General features: G+C 65.1%; 22 protein-coding genes. 10 read left to right on the forward strand and 12 right to left on the reverse strand.

The window, feature by feature from the left end; translation table 11 throughout:
- The 4 genes from E4L98_RS31400 to wrbA all read right to left on the reverse strand — a co-directional run.
- Nucleotides 1–168, reverse strand: a 168-nt coding sequence (locus E4L98_RS31400) for a DUF4124 domain-containing protein (RefSeq protein WP_135203380.1), incomplete at its 3' end; no start/stop codon positions are given.
- A gap of 11 nt (nt 169–179) precedes the next feature.
- Entirely contained in the window at nt 180–1,586 is a 1,407-nt protein-coding gene (locus E4L98_RS20420) for an FAD-binding oxidoreductase (RefSeq protein ID WP_135203381.1), read from the reverse strand.
- Nucleotides 1,583–1,990, reverse strand: coding sequence for a DUF2069 domain-containing protein (locus E4L98_RS20425; protein ID WP_135203382.1), 408 nt, complete (start codon nt 1,988–1,990; stop codon nt 1,583–1,585). Before E4L98_RS20425 ends, E4L98_RS20420 begins: the two co-directional genes overlap by 4 nt.
- 14 nt (nt 1,991–2,004) lie before the next feature.
- Nucleotides 2,005–2,619 (reverse strand): NAD(P)H:quinone oxidoreductase, encoded by a 615-nt coding sequence (gene wrbA / locus E4L98_RS20430; RefSeq protein WP_135203383.1) that lies wholly within the window; start codon nt 2,617–2,619, stop codon nt 2,005–2,007.
- Between the two features lie 64 nt (nt 2,620–2,683).
- Between wrbA and E4L98_RS20435 the strand changes: the two genes are divergently transcribed.
- Nucleotides 2,684–4,063: a YihY family inner membrane protein gene (locus tag E4L98_RS20435; RefSeq protein WP_135203384.1), complete on the forward strand. Its 1,380-nt coding sequence runs from the start codon at nt 2,684–2,686 to the stop codon at nt 4,061–4,063.
- Nucleotides 4,064–4,250: 187 nt separating this feature from the next.
- Here E4L98_RS20435 and E4L98_RS20440 read toward each other — a convergent pair whose 3' ends face one another.
- The gene (locus tag E4L98_RS20440; RefSeq protein ID WP_135203385.1) at nt 4,251–4,970 is read right to left on the reverse strand and encodes an alpha/beta fold hydrolase; all 720 of its coding nucleotides are present in this window, start codon (nt 4,968–4,970) and stop codon (nt 4,251–4,253) included.
- A 184-nt stretch (nt 4,971–5,154) separates the two neighbouring features.
- Here E4L98_RS20440 and E4L98_RS20445 point away from each other — a divergent pair, with 184 nt between their 5' ends.
- Complete coding sequence (locus tag E4L98_RS20445; RefSeq protein WP_135203386.1) at nt 5,155–5,610, forward strand: CBS domain-containing protein; 456 nt, start codon at nt 5,155–5,157, stop codon at nt 5,608–5,610.
- Between the two features lie 42 nt (nt 5,611–5,652).
- Here E4L98_RS20445 and E4L98_RS20450 read toward each other — a convergent pair whose 3' ends face one another.
- The gene (locus E4L98_RS20450) at nt 5,653–7,914 is read right to left on the reverse strand and encodes a putative bifunctional diguanylate cyclase/phosphodiesterase (RefSeq protein WP_135203387.1); all 2,262 of its coding nucleotides are present in this window, start codon (nt 7,912–7,914) and stop codon (nt 5,653–5,655) included.
- Nucleotides 7,915–8,165: 251 nt separating this feature from the next.
- Here E4L98_RS20450 and aroC point away from each other — a divergent pair, with 251 nt between their 5' ends.
- Together aroC and E4L98_RS20460 are read left to right on the forward strand one after the other, a co-directional pair.
- Nucleotides 8,166–9,263, forward strand: a complete 1,098-nt coding sequence (aroC, locus tag E4L98_RS20455; protein ID WP_135203388.1) for a chorismate synthase — start codon at nt 8,166–8,168, stop codon at nt 9,261–9,263.
- 1 nt (nt 9,264) lies between these two features.
- Entirely contained in the window at nt 9,265–10,416 is a 1,152-nt protein-coding gene (locus E4L98_RS20460; protein WP_135203389.1) for an MFS transporter, read from the forward strand.
- Here the strand turns inward: E4L98_RS20460 and E4L98_RS20465 are convergent.
- The 4 genes from E4L98_RS20465 to E4L98_RS20480 all read right to left on the reverse strand — a co-directional run bounded on the left by E4L98_RS20465 (nt 10,413) and on the right by E4L98_RS20480 (nt 15,805).
- The gene (locus E4L98_RS20465) at nt 10,413–11,909 is read right to left on the reverse strand and encodes an HDOD domain-containing protein (protein ID WP_135203390.1); all 1,497 of its coding nucleotides are present in this window, start codon (nt 11,907–11,909) and stop codon (nt 10,413–10,415) included. The two genes, E4L98_RS20460 and E4L98_RS20465, sit on opposite strands and share 4 nt — an antisense overlap.
- The gene (locus E4L98_RS20470; RefSeq protein ID WP_135203391.1) at nt 11,906–13,627 is read right to left on the reverse strand and encodes a putative bifunctional diguanylate cyclase/phosphodiesterase; all 1,722 of its coding nucleotides are present in this window, start codon (nt 13,625–13,627) and stop codon (nt 11,906–11,908) included. The genes E4L98_RS20465 and E4L98_RS20470 overlap by 4 nt, the downstream gene beginning before the upstream one ends.
- 175 nt (nt 13,628–13,802) lie before the next feature.
- Nucleotides 13,803–14,648, reverse strand: a complete 846-nt coding sequence (locus tag E4L98_RS20475) for an enoyl-CoA hydratase/isomerase family protein (RefSeq protein ID WP_135203392.1) — start codon at nt 14,646–14,648, stop codon at nt 13,803–13,805.
- Nucleotides 14,645–15,805 (reverse strand): acetyl-CoA C-acyltransferase, encoded by a 1,161-nt coding sequence (locus E4L98_RS20480; RefSeq protein ID WP_135203393.1) that lies wholly within the window; start codon nt 15,803–15,805, stop codon nt 14,645–14,647. Before E4L98_RS20480 ends, E4L98_RS20475 begins: the two co-directional genes overlap by 4 nt.
- Before the next feature lie 112 nt (nt 15,806–15,917).
- On the opposite strand from E4L98_RS20480, the gene E4L98_RS20485 reads away from it, so the two are divergent.
- The 5 genes from E4L98_RS20485 to E4L98_RS20505 all read left to right on the forward strand — a co-directional run bounded on the left by E4L98_RS20485 (nt 15,918) and on the right by E4L98_RS20505 (nt 19,667).
- The gene (locus E4L98_RS20485; protein ID WP_135203394.1) at nt 15,918–17,594 is read left to right on the forward strand and encodes an isovaleryl-CoA dehydrogenase; all 1,677 of its coding nucleotides are present in this window, start codon (nt 15,918–15,920) and stop codon (nt 17,592–17,594) included.
- Nucleotides 17,591–18,169 (forward strand): TetR/AcrR family transcriptional regulator, encoded by a 579-nt coding sequence (locus tag E4L98_RS20490; RefSeq protein WP_135203395.1) that lies wholly within the window; start codon nt 17,591–17,593, stop codon nt 18,167–18,169. The genes E4L98_RS20485 and E4L98_RS20490 overlap by 4 nt, the downstream gene beginning before the upstream one ends.
- A 36-nt stretch (nt 18,170–18,205) precedes the next feature.
- The gene (upp, locus tag E4L98_RS20495) at nt 18,206–18,856 is read left to right on the forward strand and encodes a uracil phosphoribosyltransferase (RefSeq protein ID WP_135203396.1); all 651 of its coding nucleotides are present in this window, start codon (nt 18,206–18,208) and stop codon (nt 18,854–18,856) included.
- A gap of 3 nt (nt 18,857–18,859) precedes the next feature.
- Entirely contained in the window at nt 18,860–19,213 is a 354-nt protein-coding gene (locus E4L98_RS20500; RefSeq protein WP_135203397.1) for an Hpt domain-containing protein, read from the forward strand.
- 250 nt (nt 19,214–19,463) lie between these two features.
- The gene (locus E4L98_RS20505; protein WP_135203398.1) at nt 19,464–19,667 is read left to right on the forward strand and encodes a cold-shock protein; all 204 of its coding nucleotides are present in this window, start codon (nt 19,464–19,466) and stop codon (nt 19,665–19,667) included.
- 149 nt (nt 19,668–19,816) lie between these two features.
- Here the strand turns inward: E4L98_RS20505 and E4L98_RS20510 are convergent, their stop codons facing one another.
- On the reverse strand, nt 19,817–20,728 hold the full coding sequence (locus E4L98_RS20510; protein WP_135203399.1) for a LysR family transcriptional regulator: 912 nt from the start codon (nt 20,726–20,728) through the stop codon (nt 19,817–19,819).
- A gap of 189 nt (nt 20,729–20,917) precedes the next feature.
- On the opposite strand from E4L98_RS20510, the gene aceB reads away from it, so the two are divergent.
- Nucleotides 20,918–22,516 (forward strand): malate synthase A, encoded by a 1,599-nt coding sequence (gene aceB, locus E4L98_RS20515; RefSeq protein ID WP_135203400.1) that lies wholly within the window; start codon nt 20,918–20,920, stop codon nt 22,514–22,516.
- A gap of 6 nt (nt 22,517–22,522) precedes the next feature.
- On the opposite strand, the gene gloB is transcribed toward aceB, so the two are convergent.
- Complete coding sequence (gene gloB, locus E4L98_RS20520) at nt 22,523–23,329, reverse strand: hydroxyacylglutathione hydrolase (RefSeq protein ID WP_135203401.1); 807 nt, start codon at nt 23,327–23,329, stop codon at nt 22,523–22,525.
- Nucleotides 23,330–23,337: the final 8 nt, after the last annotated feature.

Consider the following 23,337-nt stretch of genomic DNA (forward strand, 5'->3'; position numbering starts at 1 on the left):
GGGATCGGCGGCCGGCGCGGCGGGCGTGGCCAGCGTGCTGGCGTCGGCGCCGGCCGGGCAGGGCGCGTCGCTGTACGTGATCTTCTCCGCCTGCTTGCATTTGTACACGGTTTGCGCGTAGGCGGCCAGCGTGGCGCCCCACAGCAGTACGGCAATCATGGATTTCATCTCGGCCTCGCTCACAGGATTTTACCGGGATTCATGATACCGAGCGGGTCCAGCGCCGATTTGATGGCCCGCATCATGTTGAGCTCCACCGGCGACTTGTAGCGCGCCAGTTCGTCGCGTTTGAGGGCGCCGATGCCGTGTTCCGCCGAGATCGAGCCGCCGAACGCCGCCACGCTGTCGTAGACCAGGCGGTTGACTTGGTCCTGGTTGAGCAGGAAATCCTCATGCGCGATGCCGTCCGGCGGCGCCACGTTGTAGTGCAGGTTGCCGTCGCCGACGTGGCCAAAGCACACCAGCTGGCAGCCGGGAAAGGCGGCGTCGAGCCGCGGTCCGGTGGCCGTGATGAAGTCGGCGATACGCGACACCGGCAGCGAAATGTCATGCTTGATGTTTTTGCCGGCCCTGGCCTGCGCCAGCGGGATATGCTCGCGCAGCTGCCACAGCGCCGCCGATTGCGCGACCGACGACGCCACCACGGCATCGTCGATCACGCCGCGTTCCAGCGCGGCGCCGATGGCACGCTCCAGCAGACCGACCGCGTGCTGTTCCGGTTCGCTGTTCGACAGCTCCAGCAGCACGTATTGCGCATGTGGCGCGGCAAACGGCTGGCGCAGCTGCGGGAACTGTTGCGCCACCAGCTGCAGACAATATTGCGACATGAGTTCGAAGCCGGTCAGGCTGGCGCCGCAATGGTCCTGCATCAGCACCAGCAGTTGCAGCGCGGCCGCCGGCGAGCGCAGGGCCGCCAGCGCGGTGAGGCTGGCCTTGGGCTGCGGGTACAGCTTGAGCACAGCGCCGGTGATGACTCCCAGTGTGCCTTCGGCGCCGATGAACAGGTCGCGCAGATCGTAGCCGGTATTATCCTTGCGCAGGCCGCGCAGACCGTTCCAGATCTCGCCCTGCGGCGTGACGACCTCCAGTCCGAGGCATAATTCGCGCATATTGCCGTAACGCAGAACCGCGGTGCCGCCGGCATTGGTGGACAGGTTGCCGCCGATAGTGCAGCTGCCTTCCGCCGCCAGCGACAGCGGGAACAGGCAGCCTTCGGCGGCGGCAGCCTGCTGCACGTGCTGCAAAATGCAGCCGGCATCCACCGTCATGGTGCGGTTGACGGCATCGACCTCGCGGATGCGGTTGAGCCGCGCCAGCGACAACAGCACCTGCCGGCCGCTGAGGTCCGGCACGCTGCCAAGCACCAGGCCGGTGTTGCCGCCTTGCGGCACCAGCGTCACGCGATATTCGGCGCAGGCGCGCACCAGCGCCGCCACTTCTTCCGCCGAGCCGGGACGCAGCACGGCCAAGGCCTGGCCGGTAAAGCGTCCGCGCTGGTCGGTGAGAAAGGGCGCCATGTCGGCCGGCGCCTGCAGCACGTGGGCGGCGCCCAGCGCGGCGCGGCATTGCGAAATAAAATCCATCATTTGATCGTCGTGATCTTGACCTTGTCCAGCAGTTCCTTGGCCATTTTCCTTGCCGCCTTCTTGTACGGCCGCAGGTACAGCACGGCGCAGACGAAGTACACGCACACCAGCGCCGCCTCGCCCCAGCCCAGCCACGCGGACACATTGCCGGTATCGCTCCAGCCGCGCACCACGCCCTCGGCGAAGTACAGCAGTATCATCATCGAGGTCCACTGCAGCGTGTAGATATCGCGCTTGAACACGCCGTACAGCGGCAGCAACAGCGGCGCAGCCTTGAGCACCAGCCAGGAACCGCCGGGCTTCAGTGGCGCCAGTGCCATCTCCCACAACACACACCAGACTATCAGGATCACCAGGCTGCCGATGGCACCCCAGTGAAAATATCGTTGCATTGCGGTTTCCATGATGCGTCCTCGGATCAGCTCAGGTTGGTACGCAGTTTGACGGCGGTTTCGGCCAGGCGCCTGCCCAGCGCGATGGCCAGGCGCTTTTCATCGTCGGTGATGGTCTTCTTGCCGTCCAGGCCGGACCAGTGGCTGGCGCCGTAGGGCGTGCCGCCACTGGCGGTGGTCATCAGCTCCGGCTCGGTGTAGGGCAGGCCGAGCACCATCATGCCGTGATGGAACAGCGGGATCATCATCGACAGCAGGGTCGACTCCTGGCCGCCATGCAGACTGCCGGTGGAGGTGAACACGCAGGCCGGCTTGCCCGCCAGCGTGCCGGACAGCCACTGCGCCGAGGTGCCGTCCAGGAAGTACTTCATGGCCGAGGCCATGTTGCCGAAGCGGGTGGGCGAACCCAGCGCCAGGCCGGCGCAGTCGGCCAGGTCGTCCAGCTCGACGTAGGGAGCGCCGTTGGCCGGCACGTCGGACTCGGTGGCCTCGGCCACGGTGGACACGGCGGGGACGGTGCGCAGGCGCGCATCGCAGCCCGGCACGCCCTCGATGCCCTGGGCGATCAGCTCGGCCAGTTTGCGCGTGGCGCCATGGCGCGAGTAGTACAAAACGAGAATAGTCAGGGTCGGAGTGTTCATCAGCGGTATTATAGGGCGCTTTGGCGGATGGCATCATTGCCACTGTTGTAATACCATTAGCCCCATGTACGAAAAATATCTCCGCCCGCTGTTCCTGTACCTGTTCCGCACCTGCCGCAGCGGCATCAAGACCGTGCGCTCGCTGTCCTGGCCCGAAGTCCGCGACCTGTTCCTGTTTGCGCAGCGCCGCCTGCGCGAGGAAAGTCTGCCGCAGGTGGCCGGCTCGTTGACGTTCACCACCACCTTTGCGCTGGTGCCCCTGCTCACCATCGCGCTGGCGATTTTCACCACGTTCCCGCTGTTTAACACCTTCCGCAGCTCGCTGGAGGCGTACTTCGTCCAGAGCGTGATGCCGAAGACGATTTCCAGCACCATCCTCAACTACATGACCATGTTCGCTTCCAAGGCCACGCGGCTGTCGGCGGTGGGCGCGGTGGCGCTGATCTTCACCTCGATCGCGATGATGAACCTGATCGAGCGCGTGTTCAACCGCATCTGGCGCGTGCGCGGCCAGCGCAGCTGGACCAAACGCATCCTGGTCTATTGGGCCCTGCTGACGCTGGGGCCGTTGCTGATCGGCGTGTCGCTGACCTTGTCGTCGCAGGTGTTCATGGTCACCAGCGACCTGGTGGGCAGGCACGTGCCGTTCCTGGGCGCGCTCATTTATACCGTTCTGTCGCTGGCACTGACCACCGCCGCCTTTACGCTGCTGTATATCGTGGTGCCGAACCGCGACGTCGAGTGGCACGACGCGGCCTGGGGCGGGCTGCTGGCCGGCCTGGCCTTCGAGCTGGCCAAACGCGGCTTCGGCGTGTTCATCACGCAGTTCCCGACGTATTCCAAAATCTACGGGGCGCTGGCGGCGGTGCCGTTGTTCCTGCTGTGGGTGTATCTGTCCTGGCTGATTACGCTGTTTGGCGCGCTGCTGGTGGCCGCGCTGCCGGTGGTGAAATACGAGCGCTGGTGGCATGAAGCCCAGCCGGGCGGTGAATTCGTCGACGCAATGGCGATCCTGAAAGTGCTGCACGTGGCCTGCAAGTGTGGCGACACGGCGCTGGTCAGCGCGGGCCAGATCCGCGAGCGCACGCGTCTGGGCTTTGACGAGATGGACAATCTGTTGGAACGCATGATGGCCGCCGGCTGGGTCGGGCGGGTGCCGGTACCGGTGCCGTCGCGGGTACAGTGGGGCAAGCGCGTCAGCGATGGCTCCGATCACTGGGTCATCCTGGCCAATGTCGACAAACTGACCCTGGCCGAAGTCTACCGCCTGTTCGTGTTTGCCGGCATGCCGGTCAACGCCGGCGTCATCGCCGACAGCGACGATGAGCGCGACCAGCAGGCCGCACGCGAAGCCGCGCTGCTGGCGCGCGAGGTGGAAACCGCGGTCGAAACGGGGCTGGGCAAGACACTGACCGAGCATTTCGGGCCGCTCGATTGCCGATGATTGCAGTATCTCAACGCTGCGCTGGCACTGCGCGTACTCGACTATAACTATCGCATTTTCACCGAACATGCGCGGCGCTTCGGACCGCTGCCGGAAACCGTGAGGAGCAGACTGACCCAAGCCAGCCTGACGCGACCGGAAGCGTGGTGCGAACGGCTGCCGGAAGCGCAATCGCTGCAGCAGGTCTTCAATGCTCCGGCAAACAGAACTTCAGCAAAGCGTCGTTGATGGCATCGGGCTGTTCGACCATCATGGCGTGGCCCGCTTGCACGGTGACCGATCTGGCGTGCGGCAGTGCCGCCGTCAGCGTACGCGCGGCCTTGGGCGGCGTCATCACGTCGCTGGCGCCGAAGATGAACAGGGTGGGGCAGTGCACCCCGCCGGCGGCGGCTTCGCCGCGGTCGTAGGCGTTGCAGGCGGCCAGGTCGGTGTGCAGAAGATGCCGGCCCGACTGCTGCCGGGACAGGCGCAGCATCAATTGCCGCAGCTCGTCGGCGCGTTCATGGCCAGGTGTGTGCGACCATTTGGCGACCATGTCGATAGCGCGCGGCTCGTCGCTGCGCGCGGTTGCCAACAGCGTCTCGGCCACCTTCATGGGATAGGCGACGCCCAGCAGCGCCAGGTGCCCGATGCGCTGCGGCGCCCTGGCCGCCGCCTCCAGCGCGATCAGCGCGCCCAGGCTGTGACCGACCAGCGCGGCCTGGCCGATCTGTGCCGCGTCCAGTTGCGCCAGCAGCCAGTCGGCCATGGCGGCCACGCTGCCCAGCGCCGGACCGGGCGCGGCGCCGTGGGCGGGCAGATCGGGCGTCAGCACGCGATAGCCGTGCTGCGCGAAATGGCGGCTTTGCGCGCGCCAGACGGTATGGTCGTTGAGCGCACCGTGGATGAATACGACGTGAGGCTGCATGAAACTCTCCTTTCTGCGAGAATGCTACCCCGAATCGCGGCAAGGCAACAGCACAGCAAAAATGTTGAGTTTTGCTTATCGCCGATACTGGCTTTTTTACCGGGCATAGGCTACATTCGGTAAAAAGGCTACAACATAAGAACTCCCATTCACAGAGCGTATATCAGCGGACAGGACGGCCAATATGAAAGTCTCCGAAATTCTCCAGGTTAAAGGCAGTATCCTTTACACCATCTCCCCCGATCAACCGCTGGCGGAAGCCGCCGACACCATGGCCGAGAAGGACATCGGTTCGCTGGTGGTGATGGAATTCGGCGATCTGGTCGGCATGCTGACCTTCCGTGAAGTGCTGCGCGCACTGCACGACAACCAGGGTAGCGTCGGCGGCGGCACGGTGCGCAAGCACATGGACGACGCGCCGATCACGGTCACGCCCGACACCGAAGTCAACGAGGTGCGCCGCATCATGCTGGAAAAGCACGCGCGCTACCTGCCGGTGATGAACGCCAAGACCATCCTCGGCGTGATCTCGTTCTACGACGTGGCGCGCGCCGTGCTGGAAGCGCAGAGTTTTGAAAATCGTATGCTCAAGGCATATATCCGCGACTGGCCGGCGGAAGCCGAGCAGGCCGCCGACTGACTCGCCGGTCATTCCCGTTTCCGCGGGAATGACAACATCTGTTCAGGCCGACACTTCCAGGGCGTCGTTGCTGAGCCAGCCGTTCAGCGCGGTGGCCGTCATCGGTCGCGCGAACAGGAAACCCTGCGCCAGCGGACAACCCAGCGTATGCAGAATCTGCGCCTGGCGCTCATCCTCCACGCCTTCCGCGATCACGGCCAGACCCAGGTTGCGGCCCAGCTGGATCACCATTTCCGCAATGCTGCTGCCGCGCGCCGAACCGGTGATTTCGGTGACGAAGGCGCGGTCTATCTTCAGGCGGTCGATTTGCAGCCGCTGCAGGTAGGACAATGACGAAAAGCCGGTACCGAAATCGTCGATCGCGATGCTGACCCCGGTCTGCTTGATCTGCGCCAGCATCTTGATCAGCAGATCCGGCTCCTCCATCGCCATCGATTCGGTGATTTCCAGTTCGATGTGCTCGGGCGGCGCGCCGGTATCGTCCAGCGCGCGCTTCAGCATGTCCAGGAACAATGGATGGCGGAACTGCACCTGCGACACGTTAATGGACATCATGAAATCATGGTGGCCGGCCTTGCGCAAATCCACCAGTTCGCGGCAGGCGGTGCGCATCACCCATTCGCCCAGATCGATGATCAGGCCCGAATATTCGGCGATCGGAATGAAGCGGTCGGGCGAGATGAATTTGCCGTCCGGCGTCTGCCAGCGCAGCAGCGCCTCGGCGCCGACCGGGCGGCGCGTCTCCAGATCGATCTGCGGCTGGTACACCACGAACAGCTGATTCTGCCCGAAGGCCGTGCGCAGCGCATGCATCATGCGCACGCGCTCGCGGATTTCCACGCCCATCGAGCGCGAAAAATAGAAGTGGCCGGCACGCTGCTGCGACTTGGCGCGTTTCAGCGCGATGTCGGCATCCTTCAGCGCATCGGCGCCACTGCCTTCGTGTTCGCCCAGGCGCACCAGGCCCAGCGTCGCCGACAGCTGCACATCCTGGCCGTCGATGCTGAAGGCGCGCTGGAACAGCGCCAGGATGTTGGCCGGATTGACCTGCTCGGAATTGCCCAGCACGCAGAAGATGTCGCCGCCGATGCGCGCCACGGTGACCTGCTCGCCGAGCTCGGTCTGCAGGCGGTTGGAGACGGCGATCAGCAGCATGTCGCCAAACTGGTGGCCGAGCGCGTCGTTGGTTTCGGCAAAGTGGTCCAGATCGACCAGCGACAACGTGGCGTCGTCGCGGCCCGGGCCGGCCAAGGTGGCGTCGAGAATTTCCACCAGCCGGGTGCGGTTGGGCAGCTTGGACAGCTGATCGTAAAACGCCGCATTGTGCAGATGCGTCACCAGCTCGACGTTATCGAGGCCGACGGCGACGTTGCTGCAGAACACCTCCAGCAAGCGCTCGTCGATTTCGGTGGGCGCGCGCGCCACTTCCATGAAGGCGACGAAGTCGCGGCTGGCCTTGCCGGCGAAGTACAGGGCAATGCAATCGGGGCCGTACAAATTGCGCCGCTGCGCCAGCGCCAGTTCCAGCGCATCGTGGATGCGCTGGTCCTCGCGCACGGTCAGGGTGATGTTGTCCAGGTGGCGGAAACTGCCGGCCGTGGCCATGACCATCAATTCCTTGCAGCCCTCGTCCGGGCACTCCTGCACGCACAGCACGCCGTTGGCGTCTTGGCCCAGCAGGTCGGCGATCTGGGTCAGCACGCCGGCCGCGAAGTTCTGCACGCCGTGCAGCGTCATCAGCTGGGTGCTGGCGTGGACGATCTGGTTGAGGCCGCGCCGGCTGTCGTTGATCTTGCGGATCTGCTCATAGGAACGGATCGCGGCCGTCACCGTGGTGAACAGCTTGATGCGGGTCAGCTCGGACTTGGTCTTGTAATCGTTGATGTCGAAATCGCGGATGGCGTCGATTTCCGGCGCGTAGCCGGGCTGGCCGGTGCGCAGGATGATGCGCACGTCGTGCAGCTTCAGCGTTTCGCGGATATAGCGTACCAGGTGCAGGCCGGCGTCGTCCTGTTCCATCACCACGTCCAACAGGATGACGGCGATTTCAGGCTCGTGCTGGAGCAGCTCGCGCGCCTGGCTGGCCGAATAAGCGTGCACGAATTCCAGCGGGCGGTGCTGCATGTCGAGATTACCGAGGGCAAAAGTGGTGGTCGAGTGGACGTCCTCGTCGTCGTCGATAATCATGACCCGCCAGACATTGCGGGCGCCGGCCGTGGAGGTCGGCGCCGGGTGTTCATCTAAGAAAACCAAATCGTCTTGATCATCCTTGGATTGCTCAAGAGGTGTTACCGGTGGGGGCATGTGTAGCTTCTCCAGGATTCTCGGTGTTCTTCGTTCAAGTATATAGCGGATTGTCAAAAAGAATCCAGACTTCCAGCGCGAATAACCATAGCTCGTGCAGCGATATGCGAGTTGCACCATACTTGTATCAAAAGAATGATATTTTACCAAGCGAAACTTGCCATGTGGAAATTATTTCTTTCTCGGGACGGCAGGCGCCCCTGACTGGTAGAATGAGGAACTTTCCACTATTTTCCGAAGATTCTTTCCCTATGTCTGGCAATACTTTTGGTAAATTGTTTTCCGTCACTACTTTTGGTGAATCCCATGGCCCCGCAATCGGTTGTGTGATCGATGGTTGCCCGCCGGGTTTGCCGTTGTCGGAAGCCGACATTCAGCCAGAGCTGGACCGCCGCAAGCCGGGCACGTCGCGTCATGTGACCCAGCGCCAGGAATCGGATACGGTGGAGATTTTGTCGGGCGTGTACCAGGGGGTCACCACCGGCACGCCGATCGCGTTGTTGATCCGCAATGAGGATCAGCGCAGCAAGGATTACGGCAACATCGCCGATACATTCCGTCCTGGACATGCAGACTACACCTATTGGCACAAATATGGCGTCCGCGATCCGCGCGGCGGCGGACGCTCGTCGGCGCGCCTGACCGCGCCCATCGTCGGCGCGGCCGCGGTGGCCAAGAAGTGGCTGCAACAGCAATACGGCACGGTGTTCAAGGGCTGTATGAGCCAGCTTGGCGAGATCGCCGTGCCGTTCGAGGACTTCAGGCACGTGCCCGACAATCCCTTCTTTGCCGCCACCGGCGACGCCGCCGTGATCGCGCGCATGGAAGCCTACATGGATGACTTACGCAAGGCCGGCGACTCGATCGGCGCGCGCATCGACGTGGTGGCGCAGAACGTGCCGGTCGGCCTGGGCCAGCCGATCTACGACAAGCTCGACGCCGATATCGCTTACGCCATGATGGGCATCAATGCCGTCAAGGGCGTGGAAATCGGCGCCGGCTTCCGGTCGGTGGCGCAGAAGGGCAGCGAGCATGGCGATCCGCTGACGCCGCAGGGTTTCGTCGGCAACAACGCCGGCGGCGTGCTGGGCGGGATTGCGACCGGCCAGGATATCACGGTGTCGATCGCCATCAAGCCGACCTCGTCGATCCGCACGCCGCGTCCGTCGATCGACAAGGACGGCAATCCGGTGATGGTGGAAACCTTCGGCCGCCACGATCCCTGCGTCGGCATTCGCGCCACGCCGATCGCCGAAGCCATGCTGGCGCTGGTGCTGATCGACCACGCGCTGATGCACCGCGCCCAGTGCGGCGACGTCAAGGTCACGACCCCGAACATCGAGCTGTAAGGTGCCGGCGCAGGCGTCAAGCTTCGCCTTCTTCCTGTTCTGCTACTACGCCCACGCGGGCACCTGGAGCACCTACGCCACGCTGTTCTTCGCCGACAAGGGCATGACGGTGGCGCAGATCGGCGTGCTGATGTCGATGATCCAGGTGTTGCGCATCGTCGGCCCCAACGTCTGGGGCTACGTCGCCGACCATTACGACCGCCGCGTGCTGGTGCTGCGCGCCGCCGGCTTCGCGGCGCTGGCGGGGTTCTCGGGCTTCTTCTTCGGCGGCAGCTTTGCCCACTTCATGCTGGCGATGGTGATCCTCAACCTGTTCACCAGCGGCCAGGCGCCCATCTGCGAAGCGCTGATGCTGTCCGAGATGAAGGGCGATCTCACTTACTATGGCCGCATCCGCATGTGGGGCTCGATCGGCTTCATCGTCTCGGTGACGCTGGCCTCGATGGCGCTCGAACGGCGCGGCATCGTCACGCTGCCGTGGATCGCCGCGGCGCTGCTGGTGGCTACCATCCTGGCCGCCTTCCTCCTGCACGACGTGCCGCGCCGCATCCACCAGCAGCCGCCGCCACCGCTGCTGTCGCTGCTGCGCCGGCGCGAGGTGATCGCCTTCTTCGCCTCGACCGCGCTGATGGTGTCGGCGCATACCTCGCTGTACACCTTCTATTCGCTGTACCTGGAGCGTAACGGCTACAGCAAGACGCTGATCGGCGCCATGTGGTCGCTGGGCGTGCTGGCCGAGGTGACGCTGTTCTATTTTCAGTCGCACCTGTTCAGGCGCTGGGGCGCGCGCCGCTTGATGTTTCTGGCGCTGGGCATCGCGGTGGTGCGCTTCGTGATGATCGGCTTCGGCTCGCACATGGTGTGGCTGCTGGTGCTGGCGCAGCTGATGCACGCCGCCACCTTCGCGCTGCATCACTCGTCGGCGGTGATGTCGCTGCAGCGCTGGTTCTCCGGCCCGCTGCAGGCGCGCGGCCAGGCGCTGTACATGAGCATTTCGTACGGCGTCGGCGGTTCGCTGGGCGGTCTGTTCCTGGCCCAGTGGTGGCAACGCGCGGGACCGGAATCGGTGTATTACGTGGCGGCGGCGATGGTGTCGCTGTCCGCGCTGGCCGCCATGCTGTCGTTCCGCTGGCAGCGGCGCGACCTGTATTAGCGCGTGACCGCTTCGGCGCTGACGCCGTGACGGCGGTCGACCGCGCGCATCACCATGGAACGCATGTCGTTCAGCAGCGAGAACTCCGTCTGGCTCAGCTGGATCGGCGGGAAGGAGTCGTCCCAGTCGCCATACAGGAAGCCGGCCGGCTGGCCGTTGGCGGTCAGCGGCAGCACCACGAAGCTGCGCGCCTCGGACAGCGAATTCTTCCACCACGCCGGCAGCTTGGCGGCCAGCTTGGTGTCGTGCGCGTTGTCGATGAAGATCACGCGGTCGCTGTTCAGGGCGGCGTGGAACACGTTCGGTTCGTAGTTGTCCTCGAAGGTCATGGCCGGCAGCAGGTCGCGCACGCCGTCGCCGAAACTGATGCGGGCGGTGTAGCTGCGCTCCTTGCGGTTGCGCACGAAGGCCACGGCGCGCGACAGGTCCAGCCCCTTGTAGATGGTCTCCAGCGCGATCTGCACCATCTGGCCCGGACTGGCGCTGTCCAGCATGTCGCGCATGTCGGCCAGGCCGCTGAGCAGGATCTTGTTGCCGGCGGCGCGCTGGCGCGTCTTGGCCAGCGCCTTGGCGCGCCGTTCGGCGGGGCGCGACAGCGGCGCGATATTCAGGTCGTTGGCCGCCACCACCTTGGCCTCTTCGATCGCCCGCAGCAGCCCGGCGGCCGGCACGCCCAGCATGCCGGCGTAGCTTTCGGCCAGCTGCTGCACTTTCTCGGCGCCGGCGGCGTCGTCGTGCCACAGCGATTCGGCACAGCGCGCGGCCATGGTGGACAGGCCGGCGATCCAGTCCGACGAAGACATTTCCGCGCCTTCTTCCAGCGGGTCCTGGGTGCGCATGCCTTGCACCAGCGACGCCGGCAGACCCCAGTACAGGGCCGCGGCGTGGCCGACTTCCTCCAGACTCAAACCCAGCACCTCGGGCGCCGCCTGTTCCGGGGTGACGCCGGATTGGTCGGCCACGCGCACCAACTCATTCCAGCGTTCCGGCATGTAGAAGGTCATCATCATGCGTCCCAGCGTGTGCAGCATGGAGCACACCACGGCTTCCTCGCCGTGCCGGCTTTCGGCCGTGTAGGCGATGTGCTGGGCCACGATCCCGGCCAGCACCGCCTTTTCCATCTCGATGTGGGCCACCGTGGTGTCGCTGGAGGTGGCGGCCAGCTCCTCGATCAGCTTCAGACCCAGCGCCAGGTGGCCGATGGCTTCCGTGCCCAGCACCAGCACCGCCTTGCTGACGGTGTTGACGTGCTGGCCGAAGGCCGAATACATGCCGCTGTTGGCCAGCCGCAGCACCTTCTGCGTCAGCACCGGATCGGACAGCACCGTGCGCGTCATGTTGAATTCCTGCTCGTCCTCGCCGCGCATGGCGCCGAGGATGGCGGTGATCGCTTTGGCGAAGCCGGGCATGTCGCCGCGGCGGCGGGTGCAGTCGGCCAGCTCGGACAGGGTCTTGTTGCCGAGCGTGGTCGCGGCCTTGTAGGCGTTGTTCATTGTGCCACCTGTCGCAGTTCGGCCGGCAGCACCTTGGCGTGGATGCTTTCCTTGAGCGCGGCCAGCGCCACGTTGGCAGCCATCGGCTTGCCGGTCAGGTAACCCTGGATGTACTGGCAGCCGCGTTCTTCCAGGTAGCGCAGCTGCTCCTCGGTTTCCACGCCTTCCGCCACCACCGACAGATCGAGGTGCTTGGCCAGATCCAGCACGGCGTTGCAGATGGCGCCGTCCTTCTGCGAGCCGGGCAGGTCGCGGATGAAGGTGCGGTCGATCTTGAGCACGGAAATCGGGAAGCGCTTGAGGTAGGCCAGCGACGAATAACCGGTGCCGAAGTCGTCGATCGCGATGCGCGCCTTGCGCTCGGCCATCTTGGAGAGGATGGACTCGGCGTGGACCGGGTCGATCATCAGTGTGCCTTCTGTGATTTCCAAAACCAATTGCTCACCTGCCAGGCCGGAAAACGCGATCGCATCGTCCAGCACATCCAAAAATTTATCGTTACGGAATTGACGCGGGCTGATATTAACAGAGATGTACAGGCTGCGCTTGGCCACCTCTTCGAACTGCTTGAGTTGCACGCAGGCCGCCTTCAGCGCCCAGGCTCCGAGCAGGTTGATCAGGCCATTGGTCTCGGCGATCGGGATGAAGCGCACCGGCGGCACCATGCCCAGCGTCGGGTGTTTCCAGCGCATCAGCGTCTCGAAACCCTGGATTTCGCGCGTGCGGGCGTCGACGATGGGCTGGTAGTACAGCAGGAATTCGCCCTCGCGCACCGCCTGGAACATGGCCGCTTCCAGCGAGATGTCGTGCTGCGGCGGGCCGGCGTGGGCCGGGCTGTAGACCACGCAGCGCGCCTTGCCGGTCTCCTTGGCGCGCGACATGGCGGCATCGGCCATCGCCAGCAGGCGGATCTCGTCCTCGGCGTGCTGCGGATAGACCGAGACGCCGACCGAGGCGCCCATGTAGATGGTATGGCCATCGATCTCGAACGGCGCCTGCAGCGCGGCCAGCAGGCGGCCGGTGACCAGCTTGATCTGCGCCTCGCCGGCGGTGCCGGGCAGGATGGCGACGAACTCGTCGCCGCCGACGCGGGCCAGGGTGTCGCTGTCGCGCAGGGTCTTGCGCAGGCGCTGGGCGGCGGTGCGCAGCAGGGCGTCGCCGATCGGATGGCCGAGACCGTCGTTGACTTTCTTGAAGCCGTCCAGGCCGACATTGGCCACGGCAAAACCCTGGCCCGAGCGGCGCGCGTTGGCGATCACCATGCGCATGCGGTCGGACAGCAGCAGGCGGTTGGGCAGTTCGGTCAGCGCATCGTGGGTGGCCATGTGGCGCAGCCGTTCCTCGGTGGCGTGCTGCACCGTCATGTCGCGGCCGACCACCAGCAGCTCGGCGGGGCCGTCGCCGGCGCCGTAGGCGGTGACGCGCAACTCATGCCAGACTTCGATGTCCGCGGTCTTCACGCGCACCTCGACCAGGCGCGGTGTGCGCGACTCGAGCGCGTCCGCCAGCGCCGCGTTCAACGCCGCCTGGTCGGCGTCCGCCACCAGCTTGACCAGGCCGCGGCCCAGCAGCGGCCAGGGGCTGGCGAGGCGGGCAATCGCGCGTTGGCTGGCGTACAGCAGCTGGCCGGACTGGTTCAAACGGAAGACAACATCGCCGGCCTCCTCCAGGAGGACATCCAATTCGGGGCGCTGTTGGGGGGGAGCACTGGTTGGCATCGCGAAGACTACTCTTTCAATTTCTGCATCGAAGTATGCATTGTCAATACGGCTGGCTCGAATCTTGCAAAACCAGAACGCAATGTATCACTGATGACAGTGAAATTACATGAAAAAAGACAACATCCTAGCGACTTTTTCGGAATTCTTTTGCGTTGGATCGAAAAACTGCGCCCTAGAATGAAAAAGCGTAATTATTGCGCGCTGAATTCATGACAGTATGACAAAAGTAGCGACTCTCGAGCAATAATGCGCAATCGAAGCCGACTTGCGCGCCTTCGACCATTGCGCACAAAGTCGCGGCAACTGCTGGTTGCTCCAGGCCGGCGCGGGCCGGCGCCAGTTGCAGCCAGTCGCGCATGGCGGCGCTGCGCGGGCCGCCGCCGGGCAGACTGCTGTTGCGCGCGTCCCAGGGCTGGATCGCCTGCCGCTGCGCGCGCGCCGCATAGGTCAGCCTGGCCAGTTCGGTACGGCTGGCGGCCACGTGGTGCAGCAGGCCCGCCTGACGCGCCTGCGCGGCGTCCAGGGTCGCGCCTTCCAGCAAGATCGGCGCGGCGCCACGCAGGCCTGCCAGGCGCACGGTGCGCGCCACCTCGCCGGCCACCGGCGCCAGGCCGCGCTGCACTTGCGGCAGGCTGAGATGAACGTCATCCAGCGCGATGCGGCAATGGCAGGCCAGCGCCAGCCCCAGCGCATGGCCGCTGACGGCGCCGCCGAGATTGGCGATCACCGGCATGCCCGGCGCCTCCAGGCGGCGCAGCAGCGCGTTGTAGGCGCTGAGCATCTGCATGCAGTCGCTGATCTGCGCCGGCGTCAGCGCCAGCAGATGCGCGTGTTCGTGGCGTGAATCGCCACCGTCCGTGCCGAAGCCGATGACGGCGGCGACCAGTTCGCCGCGCCGGCTTTCCAGCCGGGCCACCAGTCCGGCCAGCTCGCGCTGAAACAGCCGGCTGAGCGGATTGATGGCGCGCGCGTCCAGCTGGGCGTTGAGGACCTTGCCATCATGGCGGATCGAGATCATGGCCGTTCCGTCACGCGTTCGATGATGGTGGCGGCGGCCATGCCGCCGGCGGCGGACAGCGTCGCCAGACCGCGCCGCAACTGGCGTCGCTCCAGCTCGTCGAGCAGGCTGCACAGCTGCATGCAGCCGGCGGCGCCCGGCGCCAGGCCGAGGGCGATGGCGCCACCATTGACGTTGACCTTTTCCGCCGCCACGCCGCTGTGCAGCATGAAATGCAGGGCGTCGGCGGCGAAGGCTTCGCCGACCTCGAACAGGTCGATGTCGTTGATCGACAGCCCGGCCTTTTTCAACGCCTTGTGCGCGGCGGTGCCGTCGCCGCTGACGGCCAGCGAGACGACGCGCGCGCGCGGCCGCAGACCAAGTCGGGCGCCGCCGGCCCGGCTGCCGATCAGGGCTAGCGCCGCGCCGTCGGCCGCGCAGGCGGTGGTGCCGCTGGTGTGCAGGTGGGCAATGGACTGCAACTGCGGATGGCGGCGCAGCGCCACGCTGTCGTAGCCGGCGGCGCCGGCCTCGGCGTAGGCCGGCTTGAGCATGGCCAGCATCTCCGCGGTGGTCGGCTTGATGCATTCGTCGTGCGCCAGGATCAGCACGCCGTTCAGGTCGCGCACCGGAACGAGCGAGGCAAAGCCGGCGGCCGCCGCCTTGTGCTGCGAGTCCAGCGCGTACTCGTCCAGCTGGCTGCGGCTGCAGCCGTCCAGCGTCGCCAGCAGGTCGGCGCCTATCCCGGGCGGCATGTAGCCGGTGCGCAGGCTGGTTTCCGGGTCTTGCGACCACGGGCCGCCATCCTCGCCGGGCGGCACGCGCGACACCGATTCGACCCCGCCGGCCACCACCAGCTCTTCCCAGCCGGAGCGGATCTTCTGCGCCGCCAGGTTGACCGCCTCCAGCCCGGAGGCGCCGAAGCGGTTGATCTGCAGGCCGGCCGCGCGCGCGTCCCAGCCCGCCGCCAGCGCGGCGGTGCGGCCGATGTCCGCGCCCTGGTCGCCCACCGGTGTCATGCATCCGAGCACGACGTCATCGATCACGGCGGTGTCGAGCTGGTGGCGCTGGCGCAGCTCGGTCAGCAGCCCCGTCACCAGGCTGATGGGTTTGACGCTGTGCAGGCTGTCCCTGCCGCAAGGCGTGCGGATGGCGTCATAAATGTAGGCGTCGGTCATGGCGGTGTCCCTTCGATGAGTCCACAGAGCAACTGCTTGCTTCGTGCAGGGGTTTGGGCTAGTCTGGACATTGTTCAAGAAAACCAACAACTTAGTTTTGAACGGAGACAAAATGCAGCCTTTCGATACCCACGAAGTGCGCAATACTGTTGCGCCGTTTGAAAACGTCAACCTGTACGCGGCCGATCTGGCGCTGCAGGAGGCGCTGGTGCGCGAGGGCGCGGCCGATGCGGCCGACGCGCTGCACGCGCTGGGCGCCGAGCTGGGCAGGGCGGACACGCTGGCGCTGGGGCGCCTGGCCAATCTGTACGCGCCCACGTTGCACAACTACGATAGCCAGGGACACCGTATCGACGAGGTGGAATTCCATCCGGGCTGGCACCGGCTGATGGCGCTGCTGATCGGCCACGGCGCGCATTCCTCGCCGTGGCAGGGCGGCGCCGGCGCGCAGGTGGCGCGCGCGGCACGCTATCTGCTGTTCGGCCAGGTGGAAAACGGCGCGCAATGCCCGGTCACCATGACGTACGCCGCGGTGCCGGCGCTGAAGCAGGCGCCCAAGCTGGCGCTCAAATGGCTGCCCAAGATCCTGTCCAATGAATACGATCCGCGCTCGCTGCCGGTGGAACAGAAAAACGGCGCCATCATCGGCATGGGCATGACCGAGAAGCAGGGCGGCTCCGACGTCCGCGCCAACACCACGCGCGCCGCGCCGCTGCCGCCGTCGGAAGCGCGCGCGCTGTTCGGCGAGGACGGCGAACAGGTGTTCCGCATCGTCGGCCACAAATGGTTCTTCTCGGCGCCGCAGAGCGATGCCCACCTGATCCTGGCGCAGACCGACGGCGAGGACGGCGCCGGCCTGTCCTGTTTCTTCCTGCCGCGCTACCTGCCCAACGGCGAGCGCAACGCGATCCGCGTGCAGCGCCTGAAGGACAAGGTCGGCAACCGCTCGAACGCCTCGGCGGAAGTGGAATTCACCGGCGCCTACGGCTGGCTGATCGGCAAGCCGGGGCGCGGCATCCCGACCATCCTGGAGATGGGCAGCCACACCCGGCTCGACTGCGTGCTGGGCAGCGCCGGCGCCATGCGCGCGGCGCTGACGCACGCGCTGCACCACGCGCGCCGCCGTGTCGCCTTCGGCCGGCCGCTGGCCGAACAGCCGCTGATGCAGAACGTGCTGGCCGACCTGGCGCTGGAGTCGGAAGCGGCCACCGCGTTTGCCATGCGCCTGGCGCGCTGCTTCGACCAGGCCGCCGATCCGGTGCAGGCCATGCTGGCGCGCGTGCTGACGCCGGCCGGCAAATACTGGATCTGCAAACGCGGCCCGGCGTTCGGCGCCGAGGCGATGGAAGTCATCGGCGGCAGCGGCTATGTCGAGGACAGCCCGCTGGCGCGGCTGTACCGCGAGCTGCCGGTCAATTCGATCTGGGAAGGCTCGGGCAACGTGATGTGCCTGGACCTGCTGCGCGCGCTGGGCAAGTCGCCCGAGGCGCGCGACGCGCTGGCGGCCGAACTGGCGGAGGCCGGCAACGGCGATACCTTCTTCGTCGCCTACCGCAGCACCCTGATGGCAGACCTGGCGCAACAGCAGCCGGACGAATTCGGCGCGCGCCTGCTGGCCGAGCGCGTGGTCCTGGCGGTGCAGGCCGGGCTGCTGCTGCGCCACGCGCCGCCGTTCGTGTCGTCGGCGTTCATGGCGTCGCGCCTCAAGCGCGAACCTGGCGGGGCGTTCGGCCGCCTGCCGAACGGCGTCGACTGCGCCGCCATCCTGGCGCGCGCGCTGGTCGAATGAGCGCCGTCATCGCCGACAACCGGCGCGCCGACCTGGTGCGCGTGGCGGCGCGGCTGTTCCGCGAGCGCGGCTTCGACGGCACCTCCACGCGCGACATCGCCGACGCGGTCGGCATGCGCTCGGGCAGTCCGTTCTACCATTTCCGCAGCAAGCAGGAATTGCTGGCCGCGGTGATGGAGCAGGGGCTGGTGGCCGGCCTGCCGGCGGCCGAGGCCATCGTCGCCGGCGGGCTGCCGCCGCGCGACAAGTTCCGCGCGCTGGTGCGCGCCCACCTGGAGACCGTGCTGGGCGAGGGGCAGGACTTCATCCCGGTGCTGCTGTACGACTGGCGCCGCCTGACGCCCGCGTTGCGCGCGCGCGTGCAGGTGCTGCGCGACCGCTACGATCAGCTGTGGCAGGACGTGGTCAGCGAGCTGTCGGCCGCCGGCCTGCTGAGAAGCGACAGCGCGGTGGCGCGGCTGCTGTTGCTGGGCGCCGTCAACTACACCGTGCTGTGGTACCAACCGGGCCGCGGTGCGGATCTGGACCAGATCGCCGAAGAGGCGGTCACCATGTTTCTGGGCTCCCAGCCCTAGTATAATGCGGCCATATCCCTGCCAAGAGCTCATCGAATGAAACAAGACCCGCGTTTTCCCAACCTGTTCATCACCGACCACCCGCTGATCCAGCACAAGCTGAGCCACATGCGCGCCAAGGACACGTCGACCCGTACCTTCCGCGACCTGCTCAAGGAAATCACGCTGCTGATGGGTTACGAGATCACCCGCGACCTGCCGCTGACCACCCGCACGGTGGAAACCCCGCTGACCACCATCGAAGCGCCGGTGATCGCCGGCCGCAAGCTGGCCATCGTGCCTATCCTGCGCGCCGGCGTCGGCATGAGCGACGGCCTGCTGGACCTGGTGCCGTCGGCGCGCGTCGGCCACATCGGCGTGTTCCGCGATCCCGCGACCCACCAGCCGGTGGAGTACCTGGTGCGCCTGCCCGACCTGGCCGAGCGCACCTTCATCCTGTGCGACCCGATGGTGGCGACCGGCAATTCGGCGGTGCACGCGGTGGACGTGCTGAAAAAGCGCGGCGTCAGCGACGACCAGATCATCTTCCTGGCGCTGGTGGCGGCGCCGGAAGGCATCGAAGTGTTCCAGAAAGCGCATCCGGGCGTGAAGATTTATTGCGCCTCGCTGGATTCGCACCTGAACGACCATGCCTACATCGTGCCCGGTCTGGGCGACGCCGGCGACCGCATCTTCGGCACCAAGTAAGCCATGGCCACGCCTGTCGACCCCGATTTCCGCGCCCGCCTGGCGGCGCTGAACGACAAGTTTGCCGCCACCGTGCCGGTCACCATGGCCAAGATCCGCGCTGCGCTCGACGCCTGCGTGGCCGGCGGCGCGCAACCGCCGCAGGACGCCGTGCATCAACTGCATGAATTGCTGCATGGCGTGGCCGGCTCGGCCGCGACCTTCGGTTTCCCGGTGCTGGGACAGGAGTCGCGCCGCATCGAGCAGATGGTGCGCGCGACCATGGCGGGCCACGGCGAGTGGCCGGCCATCGTGCCGGAAGTGGAAAAACTGCTGGCCTGGGCGGCGCGCGACGCCAAGGCTGGCGCCTTCGAATGAATCGTGCGCTTGATGTACCTCAAAAGCGATACGATTAAGTTATATAAACTAACATATACTCTCGAGCGAGAGGGTTTTCTACCAAAAAATGCGACGGATTGCATTTATTTTCTTGAAAACGTGCTTTTCTCTCGTAAATGGGTATAATAGGGGATCGTTTAGATTCAAGAGTAGTGCAGTCAACTGATCTTTCTTGCCTCAAAAACGGTATGACGGGCGCAAGCCCAAATTAACTGAAATAGGAATTGTAATGGCAACTGGTATCGTAAAATGGTTCAACGACGCGAAGGGCTTCGGCTTCATCACTCCTGATGAAGGCGGCGAAGATCTGTTCGCTCACTTCTCGGCGATTCAGAGCGCAGGCTTCAAGTCGCTGCAAGAGAACCAACGCGTTTCTTTCGAAGTAACCGCCGGCCCTAAAGGCAAGCAAGCTTCGAACATTCAGCCGCTGTAATACGCTGAGTCAAACGATCAAGAAATCCTCGGTATCCGAGGATTTTTTTTGCCCTTAATCCGGGGTCAGGTCTGACTTTCGGACACGGGCTCTGCCGTAGTGGTCGCTACGGCAGAGCCCGTGTCCGAAAGTCAGACCTGACCCCGGATTTATTTGCCCGCCTTGCGCCAGTAGTCCGGCTGGGCGTAGGTGTGGCGCAGGAAGTCGACGAAGGCGCGGATGCGCAGCGGCAGATGGCGCCGCTGCGCGAACACGGCGTAGATGTCGTTGCCGGGCGCCGAATAGCCATCCAGCACGGTCTGCAGCTTGCCGGCAGCGATGGCGCTGCCGACTTCCCACATCGAGCGCCACGCCAGCCCCTTGCCGGCCAGCGCCCATTCGTGCAGCACCTGACCGTCGTTGCAGGCCATGTTGCCGCTGACTTTCAGCACGACGTTTTTGTCGCCTTCGCGGAAGGTCCAGCCGCGCTGGCTGCCCTCGCTGCTGATCGCCAGGCAGTTGTGCTTGCTCAGGTCGGCCAGCGTCATCGGTTCGCCATGGCGCTTGAGGTAGGCTGGCGCGCCCACCACCACCCGCTCGTTGTCGGCCAGCTTGACGCTGACCAGGCTGGAATCCGACAGGCTGGCAATGCGGATCGCCACGTCGATGCCTTCGCCGACGATGTCGACCACGCGGTCGCTCATGTTCAGCGTGACCGTGACGTCGCGGTGCTCGGCCAGGAAGGACGGCAACAGCGGCGCCACGTGCTGACGGCCGAAGCCGGCCGGCGCGGAAATCATCAGGTGGCCGGTGGCGTGCGCGCTGCGCTCGGCCACCGCCGATTCGGCCTGTTCCAGTTCGGCCAGGATGCGCTGGCAGTCTTCGAGGAAGGCGGCGCCTTCGTCGGTCAGGGCCAGCTTGCGCGTGGTGCGCTGCAGCAGCTTGACCCCCAGCCGCGCCTCCAGCGCATCGAGACGGCGGCCGATCATGGCCGGCGCGATGCCTTCGGCGCGCGCGGCGGCCGACAGGCTGCCCCGGGCGACCACCTCAACAAAAGTAGAAATCTGTCGGAACTGCCCCATGGCTGCGTGTCTCCCTCACTTTTTACAAAAACGCATAGATGAAGTGATTTTTAGTCTTGTTTGCATAACTAACGAGTGAATATACTGTAAAACAAATCATGTTGTAACTGAGCCCGCACACTAAAAGCGCCGCAGTGCAACAAGCCTATAATGAAGCCGATTCGTTCACTTTTTACGGAGACCCCACTCATGACGCAGTCCACCATCACTCTGCCGGCAGGCATGGAAATCACGGGCCAGATCAAGCCCGGTTACGAGGCAATTCTGACGCCCGAGGCGCTGGCGCTGGTGGCCAAGCTGAGCCGTGAATTCGAGCCGCGCCGCCAGCAGCTGCTGGCCGCCCGCGTCGAGCGCGCCAAGCGGCTGGATGCCGGCGAGCGTCCCGACTTCCTGGCCGAGACCGCGCACATCCGCAACGGCGACTGGAAGATCGCGCCGATTCCCAAGGCGCTCGAATGCCGCCGGGTGGAAATCACCGGTCCGGTCGAGCGCAAGATGGTCATCAACGCGCTGAACTCGGGCGCCGACAGCTACATGACCGACTTCGAGGATTCCAACTCGCCCAACTGGGACAACCAGGTCAGCGGCCAGATCAACATGAAGGACGCGGTGCGTGGCACGATCGCGCTGGAGCAGAACGGCAAGTCCTACAAGCTGAACGACAAGGTCGCCACGCTGGTGGTGCGTCCGCGCGGCTGGCATCTCGATGAAAAGCATGTGCTGGTCGATGGCAAGCGCGTGTCCGGCGGCATCTTCGATTTCGCGCTGTTCATGGTGCACAACGCCAAGGAGCAACTGGCGCGCGGCGCCGGGCCGTACTTTTACCTGCCGAAGATGGAATCGCACCTGGAAGCGCGCCTGTGGAACGATATCTTCGTCATGACCCAGAACGAACTGGGGCTACCGCAAGGCACGATCAAGGCCACGGTGCTGATCGAAACCATCCTGGCCGCGTTCGAGATGGACGAGATCCTGTACGAACTGCGCGAGCACAGTGCCGGCCTGAACGCCGGCCGCTGGGATTACATCTTCTCGTGCATCAAGAAGTTCAAGCTGGACAAGGAATTCTGCCTGGCCGACCGCGCCAAGGTGACCATGACTTCGCCGTTCATGCGTGCCTATGCCTTGCTGCTGCTGAAGACCTGCCACAAACGCAATGCGCCGGCGATCGGCGGCATGGCGGCGCTGATCCCGATCAAGAACGATCCGGAGAAAAACGAAATCGCCATGGGTGGCGTGCGCAACGACAAGGCGCGTGACGCCACCGACGGCTACGACGGCGGCTGGGTCGCGCATCCGGGCCTGGTGGACCTGGCGATGGCCGAATTCAAGAAAGTCCTCGGCGACAAGCCCAACCAGATCGACAAGCAACGCCTCGATGTCGATGTCAACGCCGAGCAGCTGCTGGACTTCAAGCCGGAAACGCCGATCACCGAGGCCGGTCTGCGCTACAACATCAACGTCGGCATCCACTACCTGGGCAGCTGGCTGGCCGGCAATGGCTGCGTCCCCATCCATAATCTGATGGAAGACGCCGCCACCGCCGAGATCAGCCGCTCGCAGGTGTGGCAGTGGATTCGTTCGGACAAGGGCGTGCTGGAAGATGGCCGCAAGGTCACCGCCGCGATGGTGCGCGCGATGATTCCGGAAGAGCTCGCCAAGGTGCAGGCCGCCGCGCCGGACGGCAGCGGTCCGACTTACCCGCGCGCGGCGCAGATCTTCGAGCAGATGGCGACGGCGGAAGCGTTCGAAGAGTTCCTGACGCTGCCGCTGTACGAAGAAATCTAGGCGCGCTTAAAAATCGTTCTTCCACAGGCGCAGCGCGGTGAAGGTGGCCAGTGGCGTATCGATGCGATCGAGGCGCCCGGCCTTCAGCAGCTGCGCCGCGATCGCCGGCTCGCGGTAGCGCAGGAAGGGGTTGGTGGCTTTTTCCAGCCCGATGGTGGACGGCACGGTGGGCACATTGTGCTCGCGCTTGTCGGTTTCCACCTTCACCCGTTCCTGCAGCGCCACATTGTCCGGCTCCACCACGCGCGCGAAGCGCAGGTTGGACAGCGTATATTCGTGGGCGCAATACACCCTGGTATCGTCCGCCAACGCCGCCAGCTTGCCGAGCGAGCTGATCATCTGCGCCGGCGTGCCTTCGAACAGCCGGCCGCAGCCGCCGGCGAACAGGGTGTCGCCGCAGAACAGCCAGGCCGGTTCGCCATCGGCCGCCTCGCGCAGATAGGCGATATGGCCCATGGTGTGACCCGGCACATCCAGCACCGACAGCTTCAGCGCCAGTCCCGGCACATCGACCACCTTGCCTTCGCCGACCGGCAGCGTCACGGCCGCGATGTCTTCATTGCGCGGACCAAACACGGGAACCTGGTAATGCTGTAATAATTCAGGCACGCCGCCGATATGGTCAGCGTGATGATGGGTGAGTAAAATGGCAGTGAGTTTCAGGCCATGCGCTTTCAGCGCGGCCAGGATCGGTTTGGCATCGCCGGGGTCGACCACCGCGGCGTGGACGCCATCATGTATCAACCACAAGTAGTTATCCTGGAACGCGGGTACGGTAAGAACGTTGAGAGCTTGAGTAGAAGAGATGGTCATTGGATCGC

It is taken from the genome of Duganella callida (assembly GCF_004614165.1).
GTDB classification, from domain to species: Bacteria; Pseudomonadota; Gammaproteobacteria; order Burkholderiales; family Burkholderiaceae_D; genus Rugamonas; species Rugamonas callida.

Coding starts and splice junctions, on each gene's coding strand:
- E4L98_RS20465 (WP_135203390.1), bottom strand. CDS start 11,909: ATGAACAACGCCTACAAGGCCGCGACCACGCTCGGCAACAAGACCCTG.
- wrbA (WP_135203383.1), bottom strand. CDS start 2,619: ATGAACACTCCGACCCTGACTATTCTCGTTTTGTACTACTCGCGCCAT.
- gloB (WP_135203401.1), bottom strand. CDS start 23,329: ATGACCATCTCTTCTACTCAAGCTCTCAACGTTCTTACCGTACCCGCG.
- E4L98_RS20445 (WP_135203386.1), top strand. CDS start 5,155: ATGAAAGTCTCCGAAATTCTCCAGGTTAAAGGCAGTATCCTTTACACC.
- E4L98_RS20420 (WP_135203381.1), bottom strand. CDS start 1,586: ATGATGGATTTTATTTCGCAATGCCGCGCCGCGCTGGGCGCCGCCCAC.
- E4L98_RS20505 (WP_135203398.1), top strand. CDS start 19,464: ATGGCAACTGGTATCGTAAAATGGTTCAACGACGCGAAGGGCTTCGGC.
- E4L98_RS20500 (WP_135203397.1), top strand. CDS start 18,860: ATGGCCACGCCTGTCGACCCCGATTTCCGCGCCCGCCTGGCGGCGCTG.
- upp (WP_135203396.1), top strand. CDS start 18,206: ATGAAACAAGACCCGCGTTTTCCCAACCTGTTCATCACCGACCACCCG.
- E4L98_RS20475 (WP_135203392.1), bottom strand. CDS start 14,648: ATGATCTCGATCCGCCATGATGGCAAGGTCCTCAACGCCCAGCTGGAC.
- aroC (WP_135203388.1), top strand. CDS start 8,166: ATGTCTGGCAATACTTTTGGTAAATTGTTTTCCGTCACTACTTTTGGT.
- E4L98_RS20470 (WP_135203391.1), bottom strand. CDS start 13,627: ATGCCAACCAGTGCTCCCCCCCAACAGCGCCCCGAATTGGATGTCCTC.
- E4L98_RS20480 (WP_135203393.1), bottom strand. CDS start 15,805: ATGACCGACGCCTACATTTATGACGCCATCCGCACGCCTTGCGGCAGG.
- aceB (WP_135203400.1), top strand. CDS start 20,918: ATGACGCAGTCCACCATCACTCTGCCGGCAGGCATGGAAATCACGGGC.
- E4L98_RS20485 (WP_135203394.1), top strand. CDS start 15,918: ATGCAGCCTTTCGATACCCACGAAGTGCGCAATACTGTTGCGCCGTTT.
- E4L98_RS20435 (WP_135203384.1), top strand. CDS start 2,684: ATGTACGAAAAATATCTCCGCCCGCTGTTCCTGTACCTGTTCCGCACC.
- E4L98_RS20440 (WP_135203385.1), bottom strand. CDS start 4,970: ATGCAGCCTCACGTCGTATTCATCCACGGTGCGCTCAACGACCATACC.
- E4L98_RS20450 (WP_135203387.1), bottom strand. CDS start 7,914: ATGCCCCCACCGGTAACACCTCTTGAGCAATCCAAGGATGATCAAGAC.
- E4L98_RS20490 (WP_135203395.1), top strand. CDS start 17,591: ATGAGCGCCGTCATCGCCGACAACCGGCGCGCCGACCTGGTGCGCGTG.
- E4L98_RS20425 (WP_135203382.1), bottom strand. CDS start 1,990: ATGGAAACCGCAATGCAACGATATTTTCACTGGGGTGCCATCGGCAGC.
- E4L98_RS20510 (WP_135203399.1), bottom strand. CDS start 20,728: ATGGGGCAGTTCCGACAGATTTCTACTTTTGTTGAGGTGGTCGCCCGG.